The sequence below is a fragment of the Comamonas composti DSM 21721 genome, assembly GCF_000429845.1.
Taxonomy (GTDB): Bacteria; Pseudomonadota; Gammaproteobacteria; order Burkholderiales; family Burkholderiaceae_C; genus Comamonas; species Comamonas composti.
In genome coordinates this window covers 15,960-39,258 of record NZ_KE386973.1, presented here as the reverse complement: position 1 = coordinate 39,258, position 23,299 = coordinate 15,960, and the positions used below count along the sequence as shown (strand labels likewise).

The following is a 23,299-nucleotide window of genomic DNA, read 5'->3' as shown; positions in this document are numbered from 1 at the left end:
GACTCATAACGCAGACTCCTCCACGGGATTGGCCACGATCAGGGGCTTGACCTCCTTGTCGGGCTGCACGCCCATGAGGCGCAGGGTTTGCTGCACGACCTCGCTGAACACGGGGGCGGCCACGGTGCCGCCGTAGATCGTGCCGGCGCTGGGCTCGTCCACCATGACGGCAACGATGATGCGCGGGTTCTCTATGGGCGCCATGCCCGTGAACCAGGCGCGGTATTTGCCGGCTGCATAGCCCTTGCCCTGCTGTTTGCGGGCCGTGCCCGACTTGCCGCCCACGGAATAGCCCATGGTCTGGGCTCGCTGCCCGGTGCCGCCAGGGGCAGTGGCCATGGCCAGCATCTTGCGCACCTCGTTGGCCGTGCGCGGCGAGAACACAGGCACGCCCACGGGAGGCTCGTTGATCTTGAGCATGGTCGCGGGGATGACCCGGCCTTCGTTGGCAAAGACTGTATAGCTGCGCGTCATCTGCAGCAGACTGGCCGACAGGCCGTAGCCATAGGACATGGTGGCCTGCTCAATGGGCTTCCAGGTCTTGTAGGGCCGCAGGCGCCCGCTGGCCGCCCCGGGAAAGGCGATCTGCGGCTTCTGGCCAAAGCCCACGGCGGAGAACGTCTCCCACATGCTCTGGGCCGGCATCTGCAGCGCAATCTTGGTCGTGCCCACGTTGCTGGATTTCTGGATCACGCCGGCCACGGTCAGCAGGCCCCAGTTGTGGGTGTCGGAAATCGTCGAGCCCGTGACGGTGAAGCGGCCCGGCGTGGTGTCTATGGGCGTCTCCGGCTTGAACTTGCCCGACTCCAGGGCCAGCCCCACGGTGATCGGCTTGATGGTCGAGCCCGGCTCGAAGGTGTCGGTAATCGCGCGGTTGCGCAGCTGCTCGCCCGTGAGGTGCTTGCGCTTGTCGGGCACGTAGCTCGGGTAGTTGGCCAGGGCCAGCAGCTCTCCGGTATGCGCATCCATGATGACCACGCTGCCGGCCTTGGCCTTGTGGGCCAGCACCTGATCCTTGAGCTTTTGGTAGGCGAAGTACTGGACCTTGCTGTCCACGGAGAGCTGGATGTCGCGCCCGTCCTGGGGCGGCACTTCGTCGCCCACGCCCTCGACCACACGGCCCAGGCGGTCCTTGATCACGCGGCGCGAGCCGGGCCTGCCCGCCAGCTCCTGGTCGAAAGCCAGCTCCATGCCTTCCTGGCCATGGTCCTCGACATTCGTGAAGCCCACGATGTGGGCCGCCGACTCGCCCTCGGGGTACTGGCGCTTGTATTCCTTGCGCTGATAAATGCCCTTGATGTTCAAGGCCTGGATCTGCTGGCCCACATCCCAGTCGAGCTGGCGCTTGATCCAGACGAAGGTCTTGTCCTCGTCGGCCAGCTTGGCCATGAGCGCAGGCAGGGGCATTTCCGCAAGGGCCGCGAGCTGCTTGAGCTTGGGCTTGACCTCGGGATCCTCCTGATCCACGTCCTCGGGAATGGCCCAGATGCTCGCGGCAGGCACGCTGGAGGCCAGGATCAGGCCATTGCGGTCCAGCAGACGCCCGCGGTTGGCCGGCAGCTCCAGCGTACGCGCAAAGCGCACCTGGCCCTGGCGCTGAAAGAAGTCATTGCCGAACACCTGCACATAGGCCGCGCGCGCGCCCAGGCCCACAAAGCCCAGAGCCAGCATGGCCACGATCATCTTGCTGCGCCACAAGGGCGTCTTGGATGCCAGCAAGGGACTGGAGGTGTAGAGCACGCTGCGCGTCATGGCGCCCCCCCCGTGCTTGCGTTGTCGCTCACGTACTGGGTGATGGCCGGTGTCGCGGTCTTCATCTGCAGACGCTCGCGCGCGAGCACCTCGATGCGCTGGGGCGTGGCCTGGGCGCGCTTTTCCACCTGCAGACGCTGCTGCTCGGTCGCTAGCCGGCGCGACTCGGCCACGGCTCTGTCGAGCTCGGTGAACAGGCGGCGCGACTCGTACTGGTTATGCACGAGAAACAGCGCACTCGCCATGACGGCCAGCAGCAAGACGAGGTTCAGGCGCAGCATGGGCCCTGCTCCTCGTTCGATGCCGGACCGCAGCCCTGGGTCATACGGCCACCTCGGTACGCTGGGCCACGCGCATCACGGCCGAGCGCGCGCGCGGATTGGCCTGCACCTCGGCCTCGCCGGGCTTGACGCGCGCCAGGGCCTTGAGCCGCATGGGCGTGGGTGCCGCAAACGGAGCACGACGGTCGTAGACCTCCTTGGAGTGCCTGGCAATGAATTGCTTGACGATGCGGTCTTCCAGCGAATGAAAGCTGATGACCACCAGGCGGCCGCCCGGGGCGAGCACGCGCAGGCTGGCTTCTAGAGCCTGTTCGAGCTCTTCCAGCTCGGCATTGATGAAAATCCGAAGAGCCTGGAATGTCCGGGTCGCCGGATTCTGCCCAGCTTCTCGGGTTTTGACAGCACCAGCCACGAGCTGGGCCAGCTCGGCGGTGTTGCGAAGCGGCCCCTGGCTCTCGCGCCTCGCAACAATCGCCTTTGCAATGGGGCCAGCAAACCGTTCTTCGCCGTAGTCACGTATCACCTCCGCAATCTGCTGGACTTCTGCCTGTTCCAGCCAATCCGCCACGCTTTGCCCGCGCGTGGTGTCCATGCGCATGTCCAAAGGGCCTTCGAAGCGAAAACTAAAGCCCCTCTCGGGGTTGTCTATCTGGGGCGAACTCACGCCCAGGTCCATGAGCACGCCCTGCACGCTGCCGTCCGCCAGCTCGTCCAGATGGCGAAAGCCCTGGTGTCGTATCGAAAAACGCGCATCGGTGATGCGCGTGGCTTCTTGGATGGCGTCCGGGTCCTTGTCAAAGGCCAACAACTCAGCCTGTGGACCGAGTCGCTCAAGGATGCGCCGCGAATGCCCGCCACGACCAAAGGTCGCATCCACCCAGCGCCCGGCGATGGGCGCTGGCGCGCCATCGAGCAGCGCGTCCACGGCCTCGTCCAGCAAAACGGTGATATGTTGCAGCGGCTGATTCAAGAGCAAACCCCATTCTTAGAAAGCAAAATCCTGGAAAGCCTCGGGCATTTCCTCCTGCATGGCCTGAGCCTCCTGCGCCTCATAGGTGGCCTTGTCCCAGAGCTCGAAGTGGTTGCCCATGCCTAAAAGCACAACCTCCTTCGTCAGGCCCACGGCCCCGCGCAGCTCGGGAGACACCAGTACACGGCCGGTGGCATCCATGTCCACATCCATGGCGTTGCCGAGAAAGATGCGCTTCCACCACTGCGCCGACATGGGCAGTTGGGCAATCCGCTCGCGAAACTGCAGCCATTCCGTGCGAGGAAACAGCATCAGGCAGCCATGAGGGTGCTTGGTCAGCGTGACCTGGCCCTGGGCCATGGCGAGCAGGGCGTCACGATGCCGGGTCGGTACCGATAACCGCCCCTTTCCATCGAGATTCAGCGATGACGCCCCTTGAAACACGCTTTGCCACCCAGGTCAGTTGAGGCCTTTGCATCCGGCTTTCTGGGGTGCAAAGGCAATTTTCACCACTTAATTGCACTTTTTTGCACTGTAGCAGCAAATTCGTATTACTCAAACTAACAACGAACAAACATTTGCAATGAAATCAAGGACTTAGACGAATATTCAAAAATTGTCTCGACAAAAATTCAAGGCAATACAAGCACTTAGAGAAATCATTGCAAGTGATCTCTTAATGCAGCACCTCAATTGCAACTGTTTAATTCACACGCAAACCAATCAAATCGAGCGACTCTCCTACAAAAAAAGTGACTGCCCGACTAGGCGGGCAGTCACTTCGCAGGAGTTCGGCAGGCGTCTGAATCAGAGGATGTAGCGCGAAAGATCCTCATTCTGGCTCAGCGACTGCAGACGCTGGTCCACATAGGCCGCATCCACGCTGACGGTCTGCCCCGAGAGCCTGGCTGCATCAAAGCTCACCTCATCCAGCAGCCTTTCCATGACGGTGGACAGGCGGCGCGCACCGATGTTCTCGGTGCGCTCATTGACCTCGAAGGCAATCGAGGCCAGGCGCGTAATGCCCTCGGGCGAGAACTCCAGGCTCACCCCCTCGGTGGCCAGCAGGGCCTGGTATTGCTTGACCAGGGATGCATGGGTCTGCGTGAGAATCGCCTCGAAATCGTTGACCGACAGCGACTCCAGCTCCACGCGTATCGGAAAGCGGCCTTGCAGCTCGGGAATCAGGTCGCTGGGCTTGGCCAGGTGGAAGGCGCCCGAGGCGATGAACAGGATGTGGTCCGTCTTGACCACCCCATATTTGGTGGAGACGCTCGTGCCCTCCACCAGGGGCAGCAGGTCGCGTTGCACGCCCTGGCGCGAGACTTCGGCTCCACCGGACTCCTGGCGTGCCGCAACCTTGTCGATCTCGTCGATGAAGACGATGCCGTTTTGCTCGGCATTGGTGATGGCGTGCGCCCTGACCTCTTCCTCGTTGATGAGCTTGGCGGCCTCTTCCTCGGTCAGCAGGCGCATGGCCTCCGCAATCTTGAGCTTGCGCGTCTTGCGCTTTTCCTGCCCCATGTGGCTGAACATGCCGCGCAGTTGCTCGGCCATCTCCTCCATCCCCTGGGGCCCCATGATCTGTACCTGGGGGGCCGCTTCGGCAAGGTCGATCTCGATCTCCTTGTCGTCGAGCTGACCTTCGCGCAGCTTCTTGCGGAACACCTGCCGCGCGGTGTTGTCGGCCACCGCCTCGCCGCTGCGGGCCTGCGGCACGAGCACATCCAGAATGCGCTCCTCGGCAGCCTCCTCGGCACGCAGACGCATCTTCTTCATGTCGGCTTCGCGCGTCTGCTTGACCGCAACCTCGACCAGGTCGCGGATGATGGCATCCACGTCCTTGCCCACATATCCGACTTCGGTGAACTTGGTGGCCTCGACCTTGATGAAGGGCGCATCGGCCAGCTTGGCCAGGCGCCGCGCAATCTCGGTCTTGCCCACGCCCGTAGGGCCGATCATCAGAATGTTCTTGGGCGTGATTTCCTGACGCAAACCATCGGCCACCTGCTGGCGGCGCCAGCGGTTGCGCAGCGCAATGGCCACGGCGCGCTTGGCGCCGGCCTGGCCCACGATATGGCGGTCGAGCTCGGAGACGATCTCCTGGGGAGTCATGGCTGAGGACATGGCAAAAAAATCAGTCAAACATGCCGCCAGCGCTTGACCATCAAGCGCTGACAGCTATCAATTCAGGTGGCTGAACGCTGGATCACAAGGTCTCTACGGTGTGATGCAGGTTCGTGTAGATGCACAGCTCGCCCGCAATCGTCAGCGACTTGCGCACGATCTCCTCGGGAGACAGCTCGGTATTCGTGAGCAAGGCCTTGGCTGCGGAATGCGCATAGGCACCGCCCGAGCCAATGGCCACGATGCCCTGCTCGGGTTCAAGCACATCGCCATTGCCGGTGATGATCAGCGATGCCGAATGGTCGGCCACGGCCAGCATGGCCTCAAGCCGGCGCAACACACGATCGGTGCGCCAGTCCTTGGTGAGCTCGATGGCCGCACGCGTCAGATGACCCTGGTGCTTTTCCAGCTTGGCCTCGAAGCGCTCGAACAGCGTGAATGCATCGGCCGTGGCCCCTGCAAACCCGGCCAGCACTTTGCCGTGATAGAGCTTGCGCACCTTGCGCGCCGTGCCCTTGACGACGATGTTGCCCAATGTGACCTGGCCGTCCCCGCCAATGGCGACTTGCACGCCTTCGGGAGTCTGTCGGCGCACGCTGATGATGGTGGTGCCGTGATACTGTTCCATAAGCCTGCCATATGAGGGCATGAAAGCCGTTCACAAGAGGCTGCAGGCAACTTTCATCCATCATCCACGCACAGAGAGCAAGGAGCCCAAGCGCCTCATCCTCAGGCGGCCTTGTTCCTCAGTCTTTGCGCGGCGCCACACGCGCATACTCCTGTATGCCTATGACGTTGAAGAACACCGCCACCAGCTGATGCAGCTGGATGAATTCCAGTCTGTGGCCCTGTGACTGCATATTGACCGCCCAGTTGAGCACCGAGCCTGCAGCCGCGAAATCCAGGCGCACCAACTGGGAGCAATCAATGCCGACGACTTCGCCAAGCCTAGCCTTTTCCTGAAGCGGCTCCAGCCAGGCACTCGCATCTCCCTCGATCACGCCCGACAGGCCCTTGCTCGCAGCACCGGGCTGCGCCTGCTCGGATTCATGCAGACCGGCCTCGGCCGCCTGTGCCTCGCTGAAGCTGCGGCACAGGGGATCGACCCAGGCAGGGGGAGAGACTTCATAGGTGACACAGTAATCCAGGGCAGCCAGCTCGAAGTCATCGTGCTGGTTGAGCATCCGCAACCAGGCCAGGCGCAGGCGCCACCAAAGGGGATCGACTTCAGGCTCGCCCGAAGGGCTGTGCTCGCAGAGCACGGCCAAAAGATTCGCCGCACCGAGCTGAATGAAGATCCCCTGCTCATCCGCCCACTGGTTGAACAAGTCCTTCAAAGGCTTGACTGCGGCAGTGTCTATGCGCTGCACATGCTCCCAGTTCAGAGTCCATGGCCCGGGCATGCGGCTCTTCGCTGCCAAGAGCGCAACCACGGTCTGGACCGTGATCTGGATGGGCGCACTCCAGCGCATCTGCTTTGGAATGCCCGCCCTTGCAACCGGAGCCGGGGCCAGGCGCGGCATGGCGAACCACTGTGGCGCGGATCGACCAAAGCGGGCCGCAAACTCGACACCGGCCTTGTCGAAAGCCTCCAGACGATCAGCGGCCCGGTACAGATCCAGCAAGGCCAGCCAGATCGGCAGTTGGGATGGTATGTCGCGCTCGGCAATCAGCTTCAACAGAATCTGTTCGACGCTGTCCACATCGCCGTTGGCAAACAGGATGGCCGGCTCCTCAAGATCCGCATCATGCACAAACGGCGCCTGACTTGACTCGGCGCTTTCGGCCGACGCCGCAGCCAAAGGCTGGCCGAAGTCCAGACTCTCCAGCAACGGGGCAGGCGCAGGCGAAGTCGGCTTTTTCGACCCCAGCCCCATGGGCTGGGTGGGAGCAAAAAGCTGCTGGGTCGGTGCAAAGGCAGTTGATGGAACAAACGGCTGGGTCGGCGCAAAGCCTGAGGCATCGCCTGCATGCGCCATGGTCTGCAAGGCCTTGCCTGCCTGGACCACCTCGGTGAGAACAGGCGGCGCCTCTTGCTGACGAAAGGATTCCGGCATGGGGTTGCCCCCCTGAGGCAAGCTCATGGGCGCAGTCACCACTTCCCCGGCGGGTCTGCCGCGCCACCATTGCTGCGACATCTGCGCTTCGATCTCGTCGATCTTCTTGAGCGTGACCGCGCGCTCGCCCGAAGAGGTGCTCAACAGGCTGTTGATCATCTGCTGGGACAAGGGCTTTTGCGAGCCGGAAGCAGGCCCTGCCGCAGCCTGCTGCTGCTGGGCCTGCCGGATCCGGCGCAACTGCTCGAACTCGCGCTTGCGCACAAAGTCGTTGCGGCGCTTGCGCTCCATCATTTCCTTGAGCGCCTGCTTGCTGTACTGACCTTCTTCCTCCTGGCCCAGGCCGTCGAGCTCGGACCAGTTGACCGTGGGGTGGCGCACAAAGCTCACCACCTTGGATAACAGTCCTCCCGCTTTACGGTCCTCTTCTTTAGCCATGCTTCGTCCGTCAGTCCAGCCTTGTAACTATGCCAACTTCTTCAACACGCGCTCAGTCGCCGTACATCTTCTGCTTGAGCTCGCGGCGCTGTTGAGCCTCGAGGGACAGCGTCGCCGTTGGCCGGGCCAGCAGTCGACCGACACCAATGGGCTCGCCGGTCTCATCGCAGTATCCGTAGTCGCCGCTATCTATACGCGTAATCGACTGCTCTATCTTCTTGAGCAGCTTGCGTTCACGGTCGCGTGTACGCAGCTCCAGCGCATGCTCTTCCTCGATGGTGGCGCGATCTGCGGGATCGGGCACGACGACCGTATCTTCACGCAGATTCTCTGCAGTCTCACCGGCATTGATGTGCATGTCGCGCTTGAGGATCTCGAGCTTGAGACGAAAGAACGCCATCTGCTTGTCGTTCATGTACTCGTCTTCGGACATGGCCAGCACTTCGGCATCCGTCAACTCCTCAGCCGACTTGGTCTTCCAGGCATTGGCCAGCTTGGGATCCTGTTTCGTCATACCCGACGAAGGCGTTTGCTTAGTGGTAGGCATAGTGTTGATTTCGCTAACTTGACCCCCGCCGACAGCTTCGGTCGGGGCCATGGATGGTACTGTCAATCGAGACGCCTGGCCCGAAGGCCTTGTTTGGCGCCCGGGCGCTGCAGGTGCTGAGCCTGCCGTTTTCCTGGCTGAGTCCAGGGAGCCCATGGCGGGCCTGCCGCCGGGCATCGAAGAAGTTGCTTCGCAAGTGCCGGCCACCACGGCATTGCCCATCCCACCGGGGGACTGAGCCGCAGCCTCGCGGCCTGCAATCCCAGCCTTGGTAGGCTGCATGGATTTCTTGCTGGATTCGGCTTTCACTTCCTGTCTCCTCACAGTAGCACCGGTCCCAGGCAGGGAATCAGCCCAGTGGGCTAGCCTTGCGGGTTCTCTCTTCAGGGGCGCGATTGTATATAGGCACCAGGAGACCCGGCAAATCGTTGCGGATATCCAACGACAAATTCACCATCACCTGAAACATATGCAATCCCTCTGCACTGAATACCAAGCCATCAGACGCCATCAATCCCCTTAGAGCGTGTTCACGATCTCTACGCAGGCGCGGCACCGAGGAGATCGTAAACACGCTCTTAGCGATCCAGGCCGTCAGGCATAGATTCGCCTTTTATCTTGGCATCAGCCCTGGTAGATCGGGCTAAGAAATCCAAGGCATCAAAACACCTTTAGATACATTGCGGACTTCAGCAGGCCGTAGCACTTTCGTGATCTGGAACAAGCCAAGGGCTCGCAGCCACCGCTGCCAGCCACGGGCAGCGCGCCTGTCAGACCAGGCACTGCTCCAGGCCTTGTTCCAGGATGTCCCGGGGCAGATCTATGCCGATAAACACCATCTTGCTCTGGCGCTTTTCATCTTCGGCCCACTGCGGCCCCAAATCGCTTCCCATGAGCTGGTGCACGCCCTGGAAAATGACTTTGCGCTCCGTGCCCTTCATGTGCAAAACGCCTTTATAGCGCAGCATGCGCGGGCCATAAATGTTCACGATTGCACCCAGAAAATCCTCGAGCTTGGCGGGGTCGAAAGCCCGCTCGGCACGATAGACGAAGCTCTTCACATCATCGTCATGGTGGTGGTGATGCGGGTGCTTGCAGTGCTCGCCATGCTCATGGTCATCATGGGTGCAGTGCTCGTCATGCCCATGCTTGTGATCGTGCCCATGGTCGCAATGGCCATGCTCATGATCGCAATGGCTGTGGTCCGGCTCGTCCTCCTTGAGAAAGTCGGGATCGATATCGAGCTTGGCATTGAGGTTGAAGCCGCGCAGGTCAAACACTTCGCTCAAAGGCACATCACCAAAGTGCACGGACCGAATCGGAGCGCGCGGATTCATGTGCTTGATGCGGTGAATCAGCGCATTCTTTTCCTCTTCGCTGACCAGATCGGTCTTGGACATGAAGATCTGGTCGGCAAAGCCCACCTGGCGGCGCGCCTCCTGGCGGTCATCGAGCTGCTGGTTGCCATGCTTGGCATCCACCAGGGTGATGATGGAGTCGATGAGATAGCTTTCCGCGATCTCGTCATCCATGAAGAAGGTCTGGGCCACGGGGCCGGGGTCAGCCAGGCCCGTGGTCTCTATCACCACGCGCTCGAATTCGATCAGTCCCTTGCGGCGCTTGGCAGCCAGCAGTTGCAGGGTCTCGCGCAAGTCCTCGCGGATCGTGCAGCAGATGCAGCCATTGCTCATCTGCAGGATCTGCTCCTTGGACTCGGTCTTGAGGATGTCGGTGTCTATGTTCTCTTCGCCGAACTCGTTTTCGATGACGGCGATCTTCTGGCCATGGGCTTCGCTGAGCACGCGCTTGAGCAAGGTGGTTTTACCCGAGCCCAGAAAGCCCGTGAGTATGCTGACAGGAATAAGAGACATGATGAACCTATGGACAAAGGGCCGGCTGGCAGCCCGAGAACGGCAATGACCAGGACAAGAGGCTTGCCATGGGCCAGAAAATGTAGCGAGATCGCGAGCAACGGGGTGCTGCACGACACGGCGAATACGCAGGCGTCACCTTAGATGGGGGCTCTCTCCCATGATTCAAGAGCCGGGCATCCTCAGGGACACATCGGCTCAAGAGGCGTCTTTTCTTTTCGCCCGTGGATGAGCACTCTCGTAGACCTGGGCCAGATGCTGAAAATCCAGACGCGTATACACCTGGGTCGTGGCAATGCTCGCGTGGCCCAGCAGCTCCTGCACGGCGCGCAGGTCACCGCTGGACTGCAGCATATGGCTGGCAAACGAATGGCGCAGTACATGAGGGTGGACATTTGCAGAAAGGCCGGCCTGGCGGGCTCTCTGGCGCAGCCGGGACCAGACCGACTGCGCCGTGAGGCGCTCACCTCGCCGCCCGATGAACAGCGCAGGCTCCTGCTGTGCGATGCACTGAGTGGGCTCTGGCAGCCCGATCTCGCGCAGCGCCAGCCAGCGCTGCAAGGCCACGATGGCTGCCGCCCCCACAGGCACGAGACGACGTTTTCCGCCCTTGCCCAGCACATGGGCATCGCCAGCTTCCATGTCCACCCATCCTCGGCGCAGGCGCTCGAAATCCTTGCCGGGCCGCACATCCAGCCCCACGAGCTCGCCCACACGCAGGCCACAGCTGTAGAGCAACTCGGTCATGGCCGCATCACGTGCCTCTATCCAGGGCGAAGCATCCGGGTTGGCAAAGTCTGCCAGTTGCACCGCATCATCCACGCCCAGGGCCTTGGGCAGGGGCTTGGGAGCCTTGGGTCCACGCACGCCCTCCACAGGATTGAAGGCGACCAAGGACTGCTGGGCCGCCCAGCGGAAGAAGCTGCGCCAGCCCGAGACGATGAGCGCAATTCCGCGCGGACTGCGCCCCTGGCTGTGCATCTGGGCAATGAAGCGGCGCAGGTGGGCAGGTTGCAGGCTCAGCAGTTCCTGGCCGGCCGCAGCCGCAAAGCTGCACAGCTTGGTCAGATCCAGCGCATACAGCTCGCAGGTGCGCTGGGCCAGACGCTTTTCCACACGCACATGCTCAAGATAGGAGTGAACTACGCGCGGCAGTTGCGGCCTGGCAGCGTCCTGTTCTTCGCGCGCCCCATCCATTTTGAAAGCCTCAGGCTCTGGCCAGCGTCAAAGGTGCAAGACGCAAGCGCGACAAAGCAGCGCTCGCAAGCGAAGCGATGCGTTCCAGAAAATCCGTGCCCATGGCGGCATCAAAGCGGCCGGGATCATGAGAGCCCAGCACCAGCATGCCAAAGGCATTCGCGGGATTGGCACTGTCGCCGTCATGCAAGGTCAGCAAGGCCAGGGACTGGGCAGCCTCGGGATCGAGCAGCCAGCCCGCAGGCTCGAAGCCCATATTGGGTCCGCAAAACGGCATGGTCAGCGAGGCCGCAAAGGATTTCGCATCCTCGCTCACGCCCATGGTGTAGATGCTGCCGTCATGAAAACCCGCCACATTCCACAGGCGCAGAGCCACCTGGGGCACATCGAATTGGTGCTGCAGGCTGGCCGTAAGCGCATGGGGCAGCTCGCGCAAATCCTGCACCCTGGCCAGAGAGCAGCTCCAGGTATGAAGCCTGTCGGCAATGCCGGTGTTCTCGCTGCTGTAGCGCATCATCTCCATGATGCGCTGCTCCAGCCCCTTGATCTTTTCGCGCAGCATCTCGGCCTGGCGCTCCTGCAGGCTGACGGCGCGCGGCCCATGGCTGCTGACCAGTTGCACACGCGTCAGCAGCTCGGCATGGTGCTCGAAGAACTCCGGATGGAGCAGCAGATATTCGACAATCGTTTCTTCCGTGAGTGCGGTATCGGTGTTGTTATTCATAGCTCGTCTGGAACCTCGATCTGTGCTTCAAAAACAAACTCTGCGGGGCCGGTCATGCGCACCGCATCCTGGTCTCTCCCGCCCCATTCAATCGTGAGCCGGCCTCCCGGGGTATGCACATCCACGCGCGTATCCAGCAAGCCCCAGCCTATGCCCGCGACCACGGCCGCACATGCGCCCGTACCGCAGGCCAGGGTCTCGCCCACGCCGCGCTCATACACCCGCAGCCGGATCTGGGCCCTGTCAACGATTTGCATGAAGCCTGCGTTGACGCGCTGCGCAAAGCGCGGGTGGCGCTCGATGACTGCACCCAAGCGTTCCACCGGGGCAGCCTGCACATCGTCCACCAGCTGCACGGCATGCGGATTGCCCATGGAGATGACCGCTATATTAACAATAGCACCCTGCTCAATCTCATCAAGCACTAGCGGCCATTTTTCCATAAATCCCTGAGTCTCGGGCTGCAAGCCCCGGGTATCGAACGGCACCTTGGCAGCCTGCAGCTCGGGCCGGCCCATGTCCACGGTCACGCGGCCATCCGCATGCAGCTCGGGCGCAATCACCCCGCCCAGGGTCTGCACACGGATCACGTTCTTGCCGGTCAGCCCCTTGTCATGCACATAACGCGCAAAGCAGCGCGCACCGTTGCCGCACTGCTCCACTTCGCCACCGTCGGCGTTGTGGATCACATATTCAAAGTCTATGCCCTGGCCCGGCGAAGGCCTGACGGAGAGGATCTGGTCGGCTCCCACGCCGAAATGGCGGTCCGCCAGAAAGCGGTACTGGGCCGCGCTCAAGCCCAGGCGGCCAGCCGTCTCGTCGAGCACCACGAAATCGTTGCCCGCACCCTGCATCTTGGTAAAGCGGATTTGCATGTTCCGATTATCCCCCGCACATCGCCCCATCAGACGCGGCAAGCCAAGCACCAGGTCAGCGATAAAGCTTTTGCAGAAGCTGCAGCAGCTGCTTTTGCTCGGCCGCGCTCCAGTGCTGGACAGCGGCTTTCTCACTGGCCTGAATCTGCTGCTCGGCCTCGTGCACCAGTCCCTCGGCCTGGGCTGTGAGATAAAGCCCCATGGCCCGACCGTCGCTGGGATGGGGGCGGCGCTCCAGAAGGCCGCGCCCCACAAGCGCGTCGATCATGCCCACCATGTTCGGAGGCAGCAAGTCCAGGGCCGCGCACAGCTGGCGTGAAGTGACACCGGGATTGCGCCCCACGAGCGACAACAGGGAGAACTCGGCGATCTTGAGATCGAAGCCCTGCATGCGGTCTGCGGATACACCCGTCATGGCCAGCGAGGCACGGCGCAGGCTGTAGCCGATCAGGGACTCGAGAAAGCCAGCATCCACCGCCTCCACGGCCTGGGTGGCCGCAGCACGTGCCTTGCCGGCCAAAGCCTTGGTGCGAGAAAAAGAACCGGGGGTCTTGCGAACAGTCATGCGAACCTCGAATGCGAGTGGAGGCCCGGGTCCTGTCCCAGACCCGCCACCAAGGCCATGACAGATACCGGCAGGGCGCTCTTCCTTTGGAGGAATCCGCATCCATGGCATGTCCACCACCGCCAGCCCGCTGCCTGACTCACAGTCCCGGCCGTCCACTCTTATGGGACTTGATTGTGCATGCATCGCGCCCGCCCAGTCTGGGCCCTGACTTCCAACAGTCGCCCAGCCAGGCCTTGATCGCCATAGAAAGCCATCAAAACCACCGGATCTGCAAGATGGCACCCGGTGTTTTCCCGAGGTCAGATTCGACGTGCCGAGGTCTCTTTGGCAACAGGAGCAGCCTGTCTAGTCCCCATAATGGCCATCCATGAATCGCCCCAGCCAGCTCCTGCACCCCCAACGCCAGCCCGTAGAGCCCTTGAAGGCCGCCACCGTCCTGCTCGTGCGCGACTGCGCCGACGGCCAGGGGTTCGAGGTCCTCATGACCCAGCGCTCGCCCAAGGCCAGCTTTGCGCCCACGGCCTATGTGTTTCCCGGAGGGGGCATAGAAGCGCAGGATGCCGAGTCCCAGGCCCATGCCTGCGCGCGCGTCCGCGCGACGCAAGAGCCGCTGCGCATCACCCAGGCCCTGGCCGGGCTGCGCGAGACCTTCGAGGAGCTGGGCATTTTGCTGGCCTATGACACGGCCGGCCACCAGGTCACGCCCCAGGCCCTGGCCGGCCTGGATCGCAAGGCGCCGCTCATTCCCCAATGCCAGGCGCGCGGCTGGCTGCTGGCTGTGGATCAGCTCCGATACCTGGCCCACTGGACGGCCGACCGCGATCTGCCGCGCCGCTTCGACGTGCCGTTCTTCATCGCCCGCATGCCCGAAGGCCAGGAGCCCGAGGCCGACGGCACCGAGCAGTTCACCCCGGTCTGGGTTCGCCCCCTGCAGGCACTGGAGCGCCATCGTGCAGGCGACTTTCCCATCATCTTCCCCACCATACGCACCCTGGACAGGCTGAGCCGCTACGCCGATACACAGGCGCTTTTCGCAGCCCTGCCCGCAGAGGAGCCCTTATGGCGCAGCTGTCCGCGCTCGGGCTGGCTGGCGGGCAGCGATACGCGCTACATGGAGGACGAGCCACCCTATGGCGAGCTCGAAATGGTCTGCCCCGACGGCCAGCAAAAACACCACCTGGACTGGCAGAGCGAGACGGCCGTGCCGCTGCGCAGGAACATTGCACGGCTCACAGCCCCGAATGGCGGCGTGATGACAGGCCCGGGCACGAACAGCTATCTGATCGGCGGTGCAGACACCGGCTATGCGGCCATAGACCCCGGCCCCGCCGACGCGGCCCACATCCAGCGCCTGTTCGATGCGGCCGGCGGCGACATACGCCATATCCTGTGCACGCACTCCCACCCCGATCACTCGCCCGGCGCGCCCCTGCTGCAGGCCCTGGTGGAGAGCTCGGGCCGGCCACGCCCACTCATACGCGGCCTGGCCTCGGCGCCCACGGCACGGCCCAGCGACCACTTCGTGCCCGATAGGGCGCTATCAGATATGGAGCACATAGCGCTCTCTGGCAAAGGGCTGGATGGCGAAATCGTGACACATACGCTGCAGGCGGTCTTCACGCCCGGCCATGCGGCCAACCATGTGTGCTTCGTGCTGCTGGAGGACGGCCTGCTGTTCAGCGGCGACCACATACTCAACGGCAGCACCACCATCATCAACCCGCCCGACGGGAACATGCATGCCTACCTGGAGTCGCTGGACCGGCTCGATGCCCTGTGTCAGCAGCACGGCATACAGCACATCCTGCCGGCCCACGGCCATGTGCTGGGCTGTGCGCGCCAGACCATTGCCCAGCTCAAGGGCCATCGCCTCGCACGCGAGGCCAGGGTGCTGGCCGCCATGGAACAATTGCCGGACGGCAGCGTCCACGACTGGGTGGCCCTGGCCTACGCCGATACGCCCAGGGCGCTGTGGCCACTGGCCGAGCGCTCGCTGCTCGCCCATGTGGAGCGCATACAGGCCGTCCGATCCGGGCGCTGAGCCTTTTTTCGATGAAGGGCATGGCGCTGGCATTAAGCTCGCCACATGCAAGACAAAGACAGCGTTCGCCTGGCCAAGCGGCTGGCCGAACAACAACAGTGCTCGCGCCGCGAAGCCGAGATGCTCATCGTCGCCGGCCACGTACGCGTGGACGGTGAGCTCGTGCAACTGCCCGAGGCCAGGGTACAGCCCGGGCAGACCATCAGCCTCGATCAAAGCGCCAAGCCCGAAGCCGTGCCGCCCGTGACCCTGCTGCTGCACAAGCCTGCAGGCCATACCCAATGGCCCGACGAGAAACCCGGCCGCAAATCCCCGCCCAGCGCCCTGGACCTGCTCACGGCCGAGACCCTGGCCCAGATGGACACGCCTTTTCCAATCAAGGTGCTGGAACAGCACTTCCGCCATCTCCAGGCCTTTCTGCCGATTCCCCTGCCCGCCAGTGGTCTGGTGGTCTTCACCCAGGACAAGCGCGTGGCGCGCAAGCTCGCCGAAGAAGGCCAATGGCTGGAGCAGGAGTGCATCGTCGGCGTGAAGGGAAAAATCGAGGCCGATGGCCTGGAGCTGCTGCAGTCCGGCCTGCCGATCAGAGGCAACCGCCGCATGCCGCCCTGCAAGGTCAGCTGGCAGAACGAAAGCCATTTGCGCTTTGCGCTCAAAGGCATTGCGCCCGAGGAGATCGAGGCCATGTGCGCAGCCGTAGGCCTTGACGTGCTCAGCCTCAAGCGTCTGCGCATTGGCCGCGTCTCCCTGGCCAAGGTGCCCGAAGGTCAGTGGCGCTACATGATGCCCTGGGAGAGGTTTTAACCCCCCTGAGTCGCCTGCGGCGCCTTCCCCCCAGGGGGACGACACCAGCGCGGCGGGGCGGCCCTTGCGCGGTGTCCCTGGTATGGGCTGTGCCGGTTTTACGCGCAAGAACAGTACCAAGCCCCGTAGGGGCACCCCATTCGGAGGGGATTCCGCCAGCGAAGAACGGCCCTTGAAATGCGCTTGCATGTGGAATGCAAACACACAAATGAGAATCATTTCATAGAATGCAGGTTGACTGTGCTGTTCTCTCCCTGTCCGCATGCCTTCGCCCGCTTCTTCTTCGTCTCTGCTGACCGCCTTCCACGACAGCTACCATGAGTTGGTGCGCTTTGTGGCGCGCCGCACCGGGCCGCAGTCTGCGCGTGACCTGGTGCATGACGCCTGGGTCCGCCTGGCCGAGCGCCAACGCAGCGAGGGCCGGCGCCCTGAACCGCCCTCTGGCGAGCACAGCACACCAAGCCCCCAGAACATTGCGCCGCACGCCTATCTCTATACGGTGGCGGAGCACATCGCCATCGACCATTTGCGGCGCGGTCAGCGCACGGCCCAGCGCTTTGACAGCAGCGGCAAAGAAGATGCTCCCGCCTTGGCCGCCAGCCCGGATGTGGCCGACACCCACAGCTACCGCCAGGCACTGGCCGAAGTCGAGCACGCCCTGCAGCAGTTGCCCACGCGCTGCCGCGACATTTTTCTGGCCGACCGCATCGACGGGGCCTCGCACGCCGAGCTGGCAGCGCGCCACGGGGTCTCGGTCAAGACCGTGGAACGCGAGGTCATGCGTGCCATGGACGAGATTGAAGCCGCGCTGCACCGCTGGCGCGGGGACACCGCCGCACCACGCACCGGCCGCCGGCGTGCGCTGTCCAGCCTGCTGGGACTGGCGGGCCTGGGGGTCGGCAGCTCGGCCCTCTGGCTGGGCTGGCGCCAATGGGTGCCCCAGTACCAGCTGCAGCTGGCCACCGCCAAGCGCCAGTTGCTGCGCCAGCCCTTGCCCGACGGCAGCACCCTCACCCTGGATGCATCCAGCCGTGCCGAACTGGCCTATTACGCGGCCCGGCGCCAGGTGCGGCTGCTGACAGGCAGCGCATTCTTTGCGGTCGCCCGCGACACCGGGCGCCCCTTCACGGTGGAGGCCGGCGATGTGCAAGTCACCGTGCTGGGCACACGCTTCGAGGTGGCGCTGGAGGGGGACGCCGTGCTGGTGGCCGTGGATACGGGCCGGGTGCGCGTACGCGACGGCAGCGGGGCCACGCAAGAACTCACCCCCGGCCAGATGCTGCGCCTGCCTGCGGGGCACAGCGCCCAGCCCCAGGCCATCACCGCCGTCGCGCCCTGGCGCGATGGCTGGCTGGACTTTCAAAACACGCCGCTGGCCAAGGTGGTGGAACGGCTTGCGCGCTACAGCCCGCACCCGCTGCGCGTGGAGGCCGATGCCGCAGCCCTGCCCGTGCTGGGCCGCGTGCACACGGCGGCCGTGCCTGGCTGGCTGCAGCTGCTGCCGCGCACCCTGCCCGTCCGCGTGCAGCCAGAGGGTGCAGTGCACACGCTGGTGATACGCCGGCGCGGTTGATCGCGAAAGTGGATCGGCACATCGATTCGCACACCGATTCGCACATTACGCGGCAAAACCGTGAGGGAACTTCGCTACTCGTTCGTAAAGACATGAGAACCCGGCCAACCCGGGATTGTCCCGGCCCAGGCCGAAGCCACCGCACAGGAGTCTCCATGTCTTCACCCTTTCCCCAACCCTGCCTGCCTGCACGCCACCCTATGGCCGCAGCCGTAAGCAGCGTCGCCCTGGCCCTGCTGGCCTGGCATGCACCCTTGCCGGCGCTGGCACAAAGCGCTGCCGCCACGGACATGGCCGCCGCTGTCGATTTCCACATTGCAGCCCAGCCCCTGGGACAGGCGCTGACCCAGCTGGCGCGCCAGGCCGGCCTGCAACTGCTGGTGGCCCCCGAGCTGGTACAGGAGCGCCGGGCACCGGCCGTGGAAGGCCGCTTCACCACAGCCGTGGCCGTGGACCGGCTGCTGCGCGGCAGCGGGCTGGAAGGCCATGTGAGCCAGAGCACGCTGGTGGTCGACAAGCCGGCCGGCACCAGCGCCCTGCCTGAGGTCACGGTCTCCGCCGTGGGTGAAACCACGACCACCGAAGGCTCGGGCTCCTACACCACGGGGCTGATGAGCACCTCCACCAAGCTGCCGCTGTCGATACGTGAAACGCCCCAGTCGCTCACCGTGGTCACGCGCCAGAAGATGGACGACCAGGGCATGCTGTCCATAGACGACGTGGCCAACAGCACCACCGGCGTCACCCTCAACCGCATCAGCGACGACCGCTCCAGCTATTACGCGCGCGGCTTTGCCATCGGCTCCTTCTTGCAGGATGGCGTGCCCATCTCCTATGAAGCCGACACCTCCACCTACGACACCATGGCCATGTACGACCACGTGGAGGTGGTGCGCGGCCCCACGGGGTTGATGACGGGCGTGGGCGACCCATCCGGCACCATCAACTTTGTGCGCAAGCGGGCACCGCGCGAAACCCAGCGCTCCCTCACCCTGCGCGGCGGCAGCTGGAACCAGGCCGTGGGCGAGCTCGACCTGGGCGGCGCCCTCAACGCAGACGGCTCGGCACGCGGGCGCGTGGTGGCCTCGCTGCAGTCGCGTGACCACTTCACCGACGGCTACAGCAGCAAGCGCCAGCTGCTCTACGGCACTGCCGAGCTGGACCTGGGCCGCGACACCACGCTGAGCGTGGGCGGCTCCTATGTCAACGAAGACAACCCCGGCTCTCAGTGGATGGGCGTGCCCAGGGCCTTCGACGGCTCCCCCCTGCCCATCTCCCGATCGCAGCGCTTCTCGCCCTCGTGGAGCAAGTGGGACAAAAAAGAAGTCAGCCTCTTCGCCGACCTGGAGCACCGCTTCGACAGCGGCTGGAAGGCCAGGCTGGCCGCGCGGGCCCTGCAGGCCACGTCGGCACTGGACGGCGCCTACCTGGTCTACGGCGGCATCGACCACCAGGGCCGCACGCTCTACGACGTGGCAGGCGGCCCGTATGACTATGACAAAAAACAGCTCAGCCTCGACGCCTCGGCCCAGGGCCCTGTGCGCCTGTTCGGGCGCGAGCATGATCTGGCCTTTGGCATCAGCCGCCGCACCATACGCTGGAACGACCTGGGCTATAGCTACCTGTCTCCCCATGGCGACTGGCTGATCGCCGAGGGCGTGGACCCGCTGACCTGGAACCCCGATTCCCTGGACCGCTCCAGCCTGCTGGCCGAAGACCTGTGGACCCGCCGCCAAAAGACCACGCTGACCTCGGCCTACGCCACCGGCCGCTTTCTGCTGGCCGCGCCCCTGAGCCTGATTGCCGGCGCCCGGCTGGACTGGTATGACTTCAGCAACGCCCAGCGCCAGGGCAGCTGGAGCAAGGACCGCGCGTTCAAGGAGAGCGCCCATGTCACGCCCTATGCGGCGCTGACCTATGACCTGAACGACAGCCACTCGGTCTATGCCAGCTACACCAGCATCTTCCGGCCGCAGGACTACCTGGATGTCTCGGGCAGCATGCTGCCCCCGGTGGAGGGCCGCAACTTCGAGCTGGGCCTCAAGGGCAGCTATCTGCATGAGCGCGTCAACCTGGCCATGGCCGTTTTCAACACCACACAGGACAACCTGCCTCAGGCGATTGCCGATATTGCGTCGTGCACGGTGGCGACCAATTGCTACCGTTCCGTGGGCAAGGTCAAGAGCCGGGGCGTGGATGTGGACATCAACGGCGAGATCCTGCCGCGCCTGAACGCCGGCCTGGGCTATACCTATACCCAGGCCAAGATCGCCGGCGACAGCACGGATGGCGACCATGGCGCGCCCTATGCCAGCCATACGCCGCGCCACCAGCTCAAGCTGTCGGCCATGTACCACCTGGGTGGAGACCTGGATGCCTGGCGCGTAGGCGGTGGCCTGCGCTACCAGAGCCGGACCACCTCGGAGTCGACCACCCGTGCCGAGGGCTATGTCATGCGCCAGTCCGCCTATGCCGTGGCCGACCTGGTGGTGGGCTACCGCGTGAGCCGGCAGCTGGACCTGCAGCTCAACATCAGCAATCTGTTCGACAAGCACTACTACCAGACCCTGGGCACCAACAACGGCGCCAACTACTTCGGCACGCCGCGCAGGCTGCTGCTGAGCGCCAAGTACCAGTTCTGAGCCCGTTCACCGCCATGTCGGCGGCAGCGCGGATTGCAAAATTCTTTTCAAGCACGCCGCGAGTCTGTGCTTGAAAATGCATAGCAGCCATCGCCCGCACTCCAATCCCTCTCGAACAAAAGGGCTTGGAGTTGAAGCCTGCATGCGCACGGGCAGCTATGAAAGTTGAAAATTTCTTTTCAACTTTCTCCCACGCCCTGGCAAGTCCGTCGCCCTCCTGGGCGCTGTGCTGGAAACAAAAACCGCGCTCCCCATCACGAGGAACGCGGTTTTTTGTGGCATTCAAAGTGTGAAGTCTGCCTATAAGCCGGATTCTGTGTACCGCAGTTGCCTGCGGCATGACCGCCATTACTCTGGGCCGGGTGTCGCCACCACGGCTCGATGCTACCTACCCGCACACTCCGGGGGCCCCGTCAACGTGTGCCTACTTGGTATTGCTGCGCGTAGAGATTGCCCGTTTCACCCCGAGCGGGCTTGCCCGCTCGGGGTGGCTGTGCGGACCCGGCCTAAGCCGGGTTCGGACAGCTTACGCTGCCCTTCCGCCAGCTTTCGCTGGCGCCGCACAGAACACCTCCGGTGGCAAAACCTGCTCGGACTCGTCTCTGTTGCTCTGATCCTCACCTCACGGTGGACAGCCGTTAGCTGCTACGCCGCCCTGTGCAGTCCGGACGTTCCTCCAGTGCCATGTTTCCATGATTGCACCAGCGGCGGTCCAGCAAACTTCACGGCGCGCATTATGTCGTGTTCACAAAGCACTTGCACAGAACTCGCGCCGAAATTGTTCGGGAGGCATCTGGGCTTCGCGCTGGAACATGGCAATAAAGGCCGAAGCCGTGGCATAGCCCAGGTCAAACGCAATCTGCTGCACCGTGTGCCCGGCCTGCAGGCCGTCGATGGCCTGCAGATAGCGCATGCGCTGGCGCCATTCGCCCAGGCTCATGCCCAGCTCGCGCTGGCAGTGGCGGGCCAGGGTGCGCTCCGTCATGTGCACGCTGCTCGCCCACTCGGCCAGACTGCGGTGGTCGTCGGGCGCGGCATACATGGCGTCCAGCACCTGGGCCAGGGCCGGGTGCTGGGCTGCAGGCAGGTAACCGCGCTCCACCGGCGTGGCCTGCAACTGGTCATACAGCACGCGTGCCAGGCGCAGGTCGGCCTCGGTGTCGGGAATGTGCAGATCGCGCTCGGCAAAGTCGGCCAGGATGGCCTTGACGATGGGGCTGATGCGCAGCGAGCAGGCCTGCTGGGGCATGGACTGGCTCAGCGCCGGCGTCAGATAGACCGCGCGGTAGACCACGGCCTGGCGCACATAGCAGCTGTGCACCATGCCGGGCGGAATCCAGATGCCGTACTGCGGCGGCGACACCCAGCGCAGCTGCGCAGTGTCCATGCGCATGCTGCCATGCAGGGCGTAGTTCAGATGGCCCCAGCTGTGGCTGTGGGCCAGCGCTTCGGTATGGGCGCCGAATTCGTCATAGCGAAAGAAGTAATCGCCCTGCACATCCTCCACATCCTGGATGTGCATGAGCTGGTTGCGACGCGGCATATGGATGGCTCCTCCCCAACAAAGGTCCGACTTGCGCTACGGATTGTCTGAAACGAACTATGAATTTCAAGTAAGACAAGTCCATCATAGCCAGCCTTAGAACGTGTGCAAGGTCTCTACGCAGTCGCGTTGGAGCGCAATCGGGATGAGTTCGAGTCGATGGGGCGCAGCTTGCACTCGTGTGCAAGCAAGCGCCAGCGCGATGAAATCGCCCGATTTCGCTCCAACCCTTAGTGCCAGTGGCTTTGCGGGCGGTCTACTGTGTTGCGAATCCTCGCAATAGCACAGCTATTGCTGCGGTATCGCGCCTTGTATCCCATCCCGCAAAGACACTGGCGCGCCGCGAGGAGACTTTGAACACGTTCTTACAGGAGTTGTTTCATGGGGTCTTATCTTTTTCCGCTCTGCGCCGTGCTGATCTGGTCGGTCAACACCGTGGTCAGCAAGCTGGCCGCCGACAGCATAGGCGCGGCCGAGATCGGCTTTTTCCGCTGGGTCGTGGCGGCCGTGCTGTTCACGCCTTTTCTGCTGCCATCCATCTGGCGCCAACGTGCCGACATCAAGCCCATGCTGGCCAAACTCATCGTGCTGGGCACGCTGGGCATGGTGATCTACCAAAGCCTGGCCTATTACGCGGCCCATATGACATCGGCCACGCACATGGGGCTGATCGGCTCGCTGACGCCCATGCTGGTGCTCGCCCTGTCCACCGTCATGCTGGGCCAGCGTCTGAGCTGGGGCGCGGTGGTGGGCTGTCTGCTGGCGATTTTCGGCGTGGCCCTGGTGGTGTCCTCGGGCAATCCGGCCAGCCTGCTGACCCAGGGCATCAACGGCGGCGATGTGCTGATGTTCATCGCCATGCTGTCCTATGCCATCTACAACATTCTGCTCAAGCGCTGGCCCATGCCGCGCCTGGCCACGGTGCAACTGCTGTATCTGCAAATCCTCGTGGCCGTGGCCGCCCAGCTGCCGCTGTACCTGCTCTCGCCCAAGATCGGGCTGAATGCGGCCAATCTGCCGCTGGTGGGCTTTGCGGGCATCATGGCCTCCATCGCCGCGCCCCTGCTGTGGATGCTGTCCGTGGCCCGCATCGGCCCGGGGCGCTCCAGCATGTTCTTCAACCTGACGCCCATCTTCACGGCCATGATTGCCTATGTGGCCCTCAGCGAGCCCCTGGCCGCCTACCACGCCGTGGGCGGTGTGCTGACCATTGCCGGCCTGCTGCTGGCCGAGCTGTGGAAGACGCCATTGCGCGCACCGGCCGTGTCCCTGGCCTCGGGCTCCTAGGC

At 63.6% G+C, this 23,299-nt stretch carries 19 protein-coding genes and 1 other RNA gene; 5 read left to right on the top strand and 15 right to left on the bottom strand.

The annotated features are described in order from the left end of the window. Positions 1-3 precede the first annotated feature (3 nt). The 13 genes from G486_RS0119895 to G486_RS0119835 form a co-directional block, all read right to left on the bottom strand. Positions 4-1,752, bottom strand: a complete 1,749-nt coding sequence (locus tag G486_RS0119895; RefSeq protein ID WP_027017113.1) for a peptidoglycan D,D-transpeptidase FtsI family protein — start codon at positions 1,750-1,752, stop codon at positions 4-6. After that, positions 1,749-2,033 carry a cell division protein FtsL gene (gene ftsL, locus G486_RS0119890; protein ID WP_027017112.1) on the bottom strand — a complete coding sequence of 95 codons (285 nt, stop codon included), beginning with the start codon at positions 2,031-2,033 and terminating at the stop codon, positions 1,749-1,751. Before ftsL ends, G486_RS0119895 begins: the two co-directional genes overlap by 4 nt. 40 nt (positions 2,034-2,073) lie before the next feature. Next, the gene (gene rsmH / locus G486_RS0119885; protein WP_027017111.1) at positions 2,074-3,003 is read right to left on the bottom strand and encodes a 16S rRNA (cytosine(1402)-N(4))-methyltransferase RsmH; all 930 of its coding nucleotides are present in this window, start codon (positions 3,001-3,003) and stop codon (positions 2,074-2,076) included. A 15-nt stretch (positions 3,004-3,018) separates the two neighbouring features. Beyond that, on the bottom strand, positions 3,019-3,447 hold the full coding sequence (gene mraZ, locus G486_RS0119880; RefSeq protein WP_027017110.1) for a division/cell wall cluster transcriptional repressor MraZ: 429 nt from the start codon (positions 3,445-3,447) through the stop codon (positions 3,019-3,021). Between the two features lie 363 nt (positions 3,448-3,810). Further along, the gene (hslU, locus tag G486_RS0119875) at positions 3,811-5,130 is read right to left on the bottom strand and encodes an ATP-dependent protease ATPase subunit HslU (RefSeq protein ID WP_211233818.1); all 1,320 of its coding nucleotides are present in this window, start codon (positions 5,128-5,130) and stop codon (positions 3,811-3,813) included. 82 nt (positions 5,131-5,212) lie between these two features. Then, entirely contained in the window at positions 5,213-5,758 is a 546-nt protein-coding gene (gene hslV / locus G486_RS0119870; protein WP_027017108.1) for an ATP-dependent protease subunit HslV, read from the bottom strand. Positions 5,759-5,876: 118 nt separating this feature from the next. After that, positions 5,877-7,625 (bottom strand): STAS domain-containing protein, encoded by a 1,749-nt coding sequence (locus tag G486_RS0119865; RefSeq protein WP_027017107.1) that lies wholly within the window; start codon positions 7,623-7,625, stop codon positions 5,877-5,879. A gap of 52 nt (positions 7,626-7,677) precedes the next feature. Then, a complete protein-coding gene (gene dksA, locus G486_RS24680) occupies positions 7,678-8,328 on the bottom strand; it encodes an RNA polymerase-binding protein DksA (protein ID WP_407059811.1) in 651 nt (216 codons plus the stop codon). Positions 8,329-8,942: 614 nt separating this feature from the next. After that, on the bottom strand, positions 8,943-10,043 hold the full coding sequence (locus G486_RS0119855; protein ID WP_027017105.1) for a CobW family GTP-binding protein: 1,101 nt from the start codon (positions 10,041-10,043) through the stop codon (positions 8,943-8,945). A 198-nt stretch (positions 10,044-10,241) separates the two neighbouring features. Beyond that, positions 10,242-11,240, bottom strand: a complete 999-nt coding sequence (locus G486_RS22940; RefSeq protein WP_051303702.1) for a tyrosine recombinase XerC — start codon at positions 11,238-11,240, stop codon at positions 10,242-10,244. Between the two features lie 10 nt (positions 11,241-11,250). Further along, positions 11,251-11,964: a DUF484 family protein gene (locus tag G486_RS0119845; RefSeq protein WP_027017104.1), complete on the bottom strand. Its 714-nt coding sequence runs from the start codon at positions 11,962-11,964 to the stop codon at positions 11,251-11,253. Further along, complete coding sequence (dapF, locus tag G486_RS0119840; protein WP_027017103.1) at positions 11,961-12,839, bottom strand: diaminopimelate epimerase; 879 nt, start codon at positions 12,837-12,839, stop codon at positions 11,961-11,963. Before dapF ends, G486_RS0119845 begins: the two co-directional genes overlap by 4 nt. Before the next feature lie 55 nt (positions 12,840-12,894). Continuing rightward, positions 12,895-13,404 (bottom strand): MarR family winged helix-turn-helix transcriptional regulator, encoded by a 510-nt coding sequence (locus G486_RS0119835; RefSeq protein ID WP_084455471.1) that lies wholly within the window; start codon positions 13,402-13,404, stop codon positions 12,895-12,897. A gap of 370 nt (positions 13,405-13,774) precedes the next feature. Here G486_RS0119835 and G486_RS0119830 point away from each other — a divergent pair, with 370 nt between their 5' ends. From G486_RS0119830 to G486_RS0119815, 4 genes are all read left to right on the top strand, one after another. Beyond that, on the top strand, positions 13,775-15,448 hold the full coding sequence (locus tag G486_RS0119830) for an MBL fold metallo-hydrolase (protein WP_027017101.1): 1,674 nt from the start codon (positions 13,775-13,777) through the stop codon (positions 15,446-15,448). A gap of 45 nt (positions 15,449-15,493) precedes the next feature. Continuing rightward, the gene (locus G486_RS0119825; RefSeq protein WP_027017100.1) at positions 15,494-16,252 is read left to right on the top strand and encodes an RNA pseudouridine synthase; all 759 of its coding nucleotides are present in this window, start codon (positions 15,494-15,496) and stop codon (positions 16,250-16,252) included. 262 nt (positions 16,253-16,514) lie between these two features. Then, positions 16,515-17,825, top strand: coding sequence for a sigma-70 family RNA polymerase sigma factor (locus G486_RS0119820; RefSeq protein WP_027017099.1), 1,311 nt, complete (start codon positions 16,515-16,517; stop codon positions 17,823-17,825). Between the two features lie 155 nt (positions 17,826-17,980). Continuing rightward, positions 17,981-20,467 (top strand): TonB-dependent siderophore receptor, encoded by a 2,487-nt coding sequence (locus G486_RS0119815; protein WP_027017098.1) that lies wholly within the window; start codon positions 17,981-17,983, stop codon positions 20,465-20,467. Between the two features lie 287 nt (positions 20,468-20,754). On the opposite strand, the gene rnpB is transcribed toward G486_RS0119815, so the two are convergent. Further along, positions 20,755-21,191: RNase P RNA component class A (gene rnpB / locus G486_RS23205), an RNA gene on the bottom strand. 21 nt (positions 21,192-21,212) lie between these two features. Next, positions 21,213-22,010, bottom strand: a complete 798-nt coding sequence (locus G486_RS0119810; RefSeq protein ID WP_027017097.1) for an AraC family transcriptional regulator — start codon at positions 22,008-22,010, stop codon at positions 21,213-21,215. Positions 22,011-22,391: 381 nt separating this feature from the next. Between G486_RS0119810 and G486_RS0119805 the strand changes: the two genes are divergently transcribed. After that, positions 22,392-23,297, top strand: a complete 906-nt coding sequence (locus G486_RS0119805; RefSeq protein ID WP_027017096.1) for a DMT family transporter — start codon at positions 22,392-22,394, stop codon at positions 23,295-23,297. Positions 23,298-23,299 lie beyond the last annotated feature (2 nt).

Coding starts and splice junctions, on each gene's coding strand:
- G486_RS0119895 (WP_027017113.1), bottom strand. CDS start 1,752: ATGACGCGCAGCGTGCTCTACACCTCCAGTCCCTTGCTGGCATCCAAG.
- ftsL (WP_027017112.1), bottom strand. CDS start 2,033: ATGCTGCGCCTGAACCTCGTCTTGCTGCTGGCCGTCATGGCGAGTGCG.
- hslU (WP_211233818.1), bottom strand. CDS start 5,130: ATGTCCTCAGCCATGACTCCCCAGGAGATCGTCTCCGAGCTCGACCGC.
- hslV (WP_027017108.1), bottom strand. CDS start 5,758: ATGGAACAGTATCACGGCACCACCATCATCAGCGTGCGCCGACAGACT.
- G486_RS0119865 (WP_027017107.1), bottom strand. CDS start 7,625: ATGGCTAAAGAAGAGGACCGTAAAGCGGGAGGACTGTTATCCAAGGTG.
- dksA (WP_407059811.1), bottom strand. CDS start 8,328: ATGGGCTCCCTGGACTCAGCCAGGAAAACGGCAGGCTCAGCACCTGCA.
- G486_RS0119855 (WP_027017105.1), bottom strand. CDS start 10,043: ATGTCTCTTATTCCTGTCAGCATACTCACGGGCTTTCTGGGCTCGGGT.
- G486_RS22940 (WP_051303702.1), bottom strand. CDS start 11,240: ATGGATGGGGCGCGCGAAGAACAGGACGCTGCCAGGCCGCAACTGCCG.
- G486_RS0119845 (WP_027017104.1), bottom strand. CDS start 11,964: ATGAATAACAACACCGATACCGCACTCACGGAAGAAACGATTGTCGAA.
- dapF (WP_027017103.1), bottom strand. CDS start 12,839: ATGCAAATCCGCTTTACCAAGATGCAGGGTGCGGGCAACGATTTCGTG.
- G486_RS0119835 (WP_084455471.1), bottom strand. CDS start 13,404: ATGACTGTTCGCAAGACCCCCGGTTCTTTTTCTCGCACCAAGGCTTTG.
- G486_RS0119830 (WP_027017101.1), top strand. CDS start 13,775: ATGAATCGCCCCAGCCAGCTCCTGCACCCCCAACGCCAGCCCGTAGAG.
- G486_RS0119825 (WP_027017100.1), top strand. CDS start 15,494: ATGCAAGACAAAGACAGCGTTCGCCTGGCCAAGCGGCTGGCCGAACAA.
- G486_RS0119820 (WP_027017099.1), top strand. CDS start 16,515: ATGCCTTCGCCCGCTTCTTCTTCGTCTCTGCTGACCGCCTTCCACGAC.
- G486_RS0119815 (WP_027017098.1), top strand. CDS start 17,981: ATGTCTTCACCCTTTCCCCAACCCTGCCTGCCTGCACGCCACCCTATG.
- G486_RS0119810 (WP_027017097.1), bottom strand. CDS start 22,010: ATGCCGCGTCGCAACCAGCTCATGCACATCCAGGATGTGGAGGATGTG.
- G486_RS0119805 (WP_027017096.1), top strand. CDS start 22,392: ATGGGGTCTTATCTTTTTCCGCTCTGCGCCGTGCTGATCTGGTCGGTC.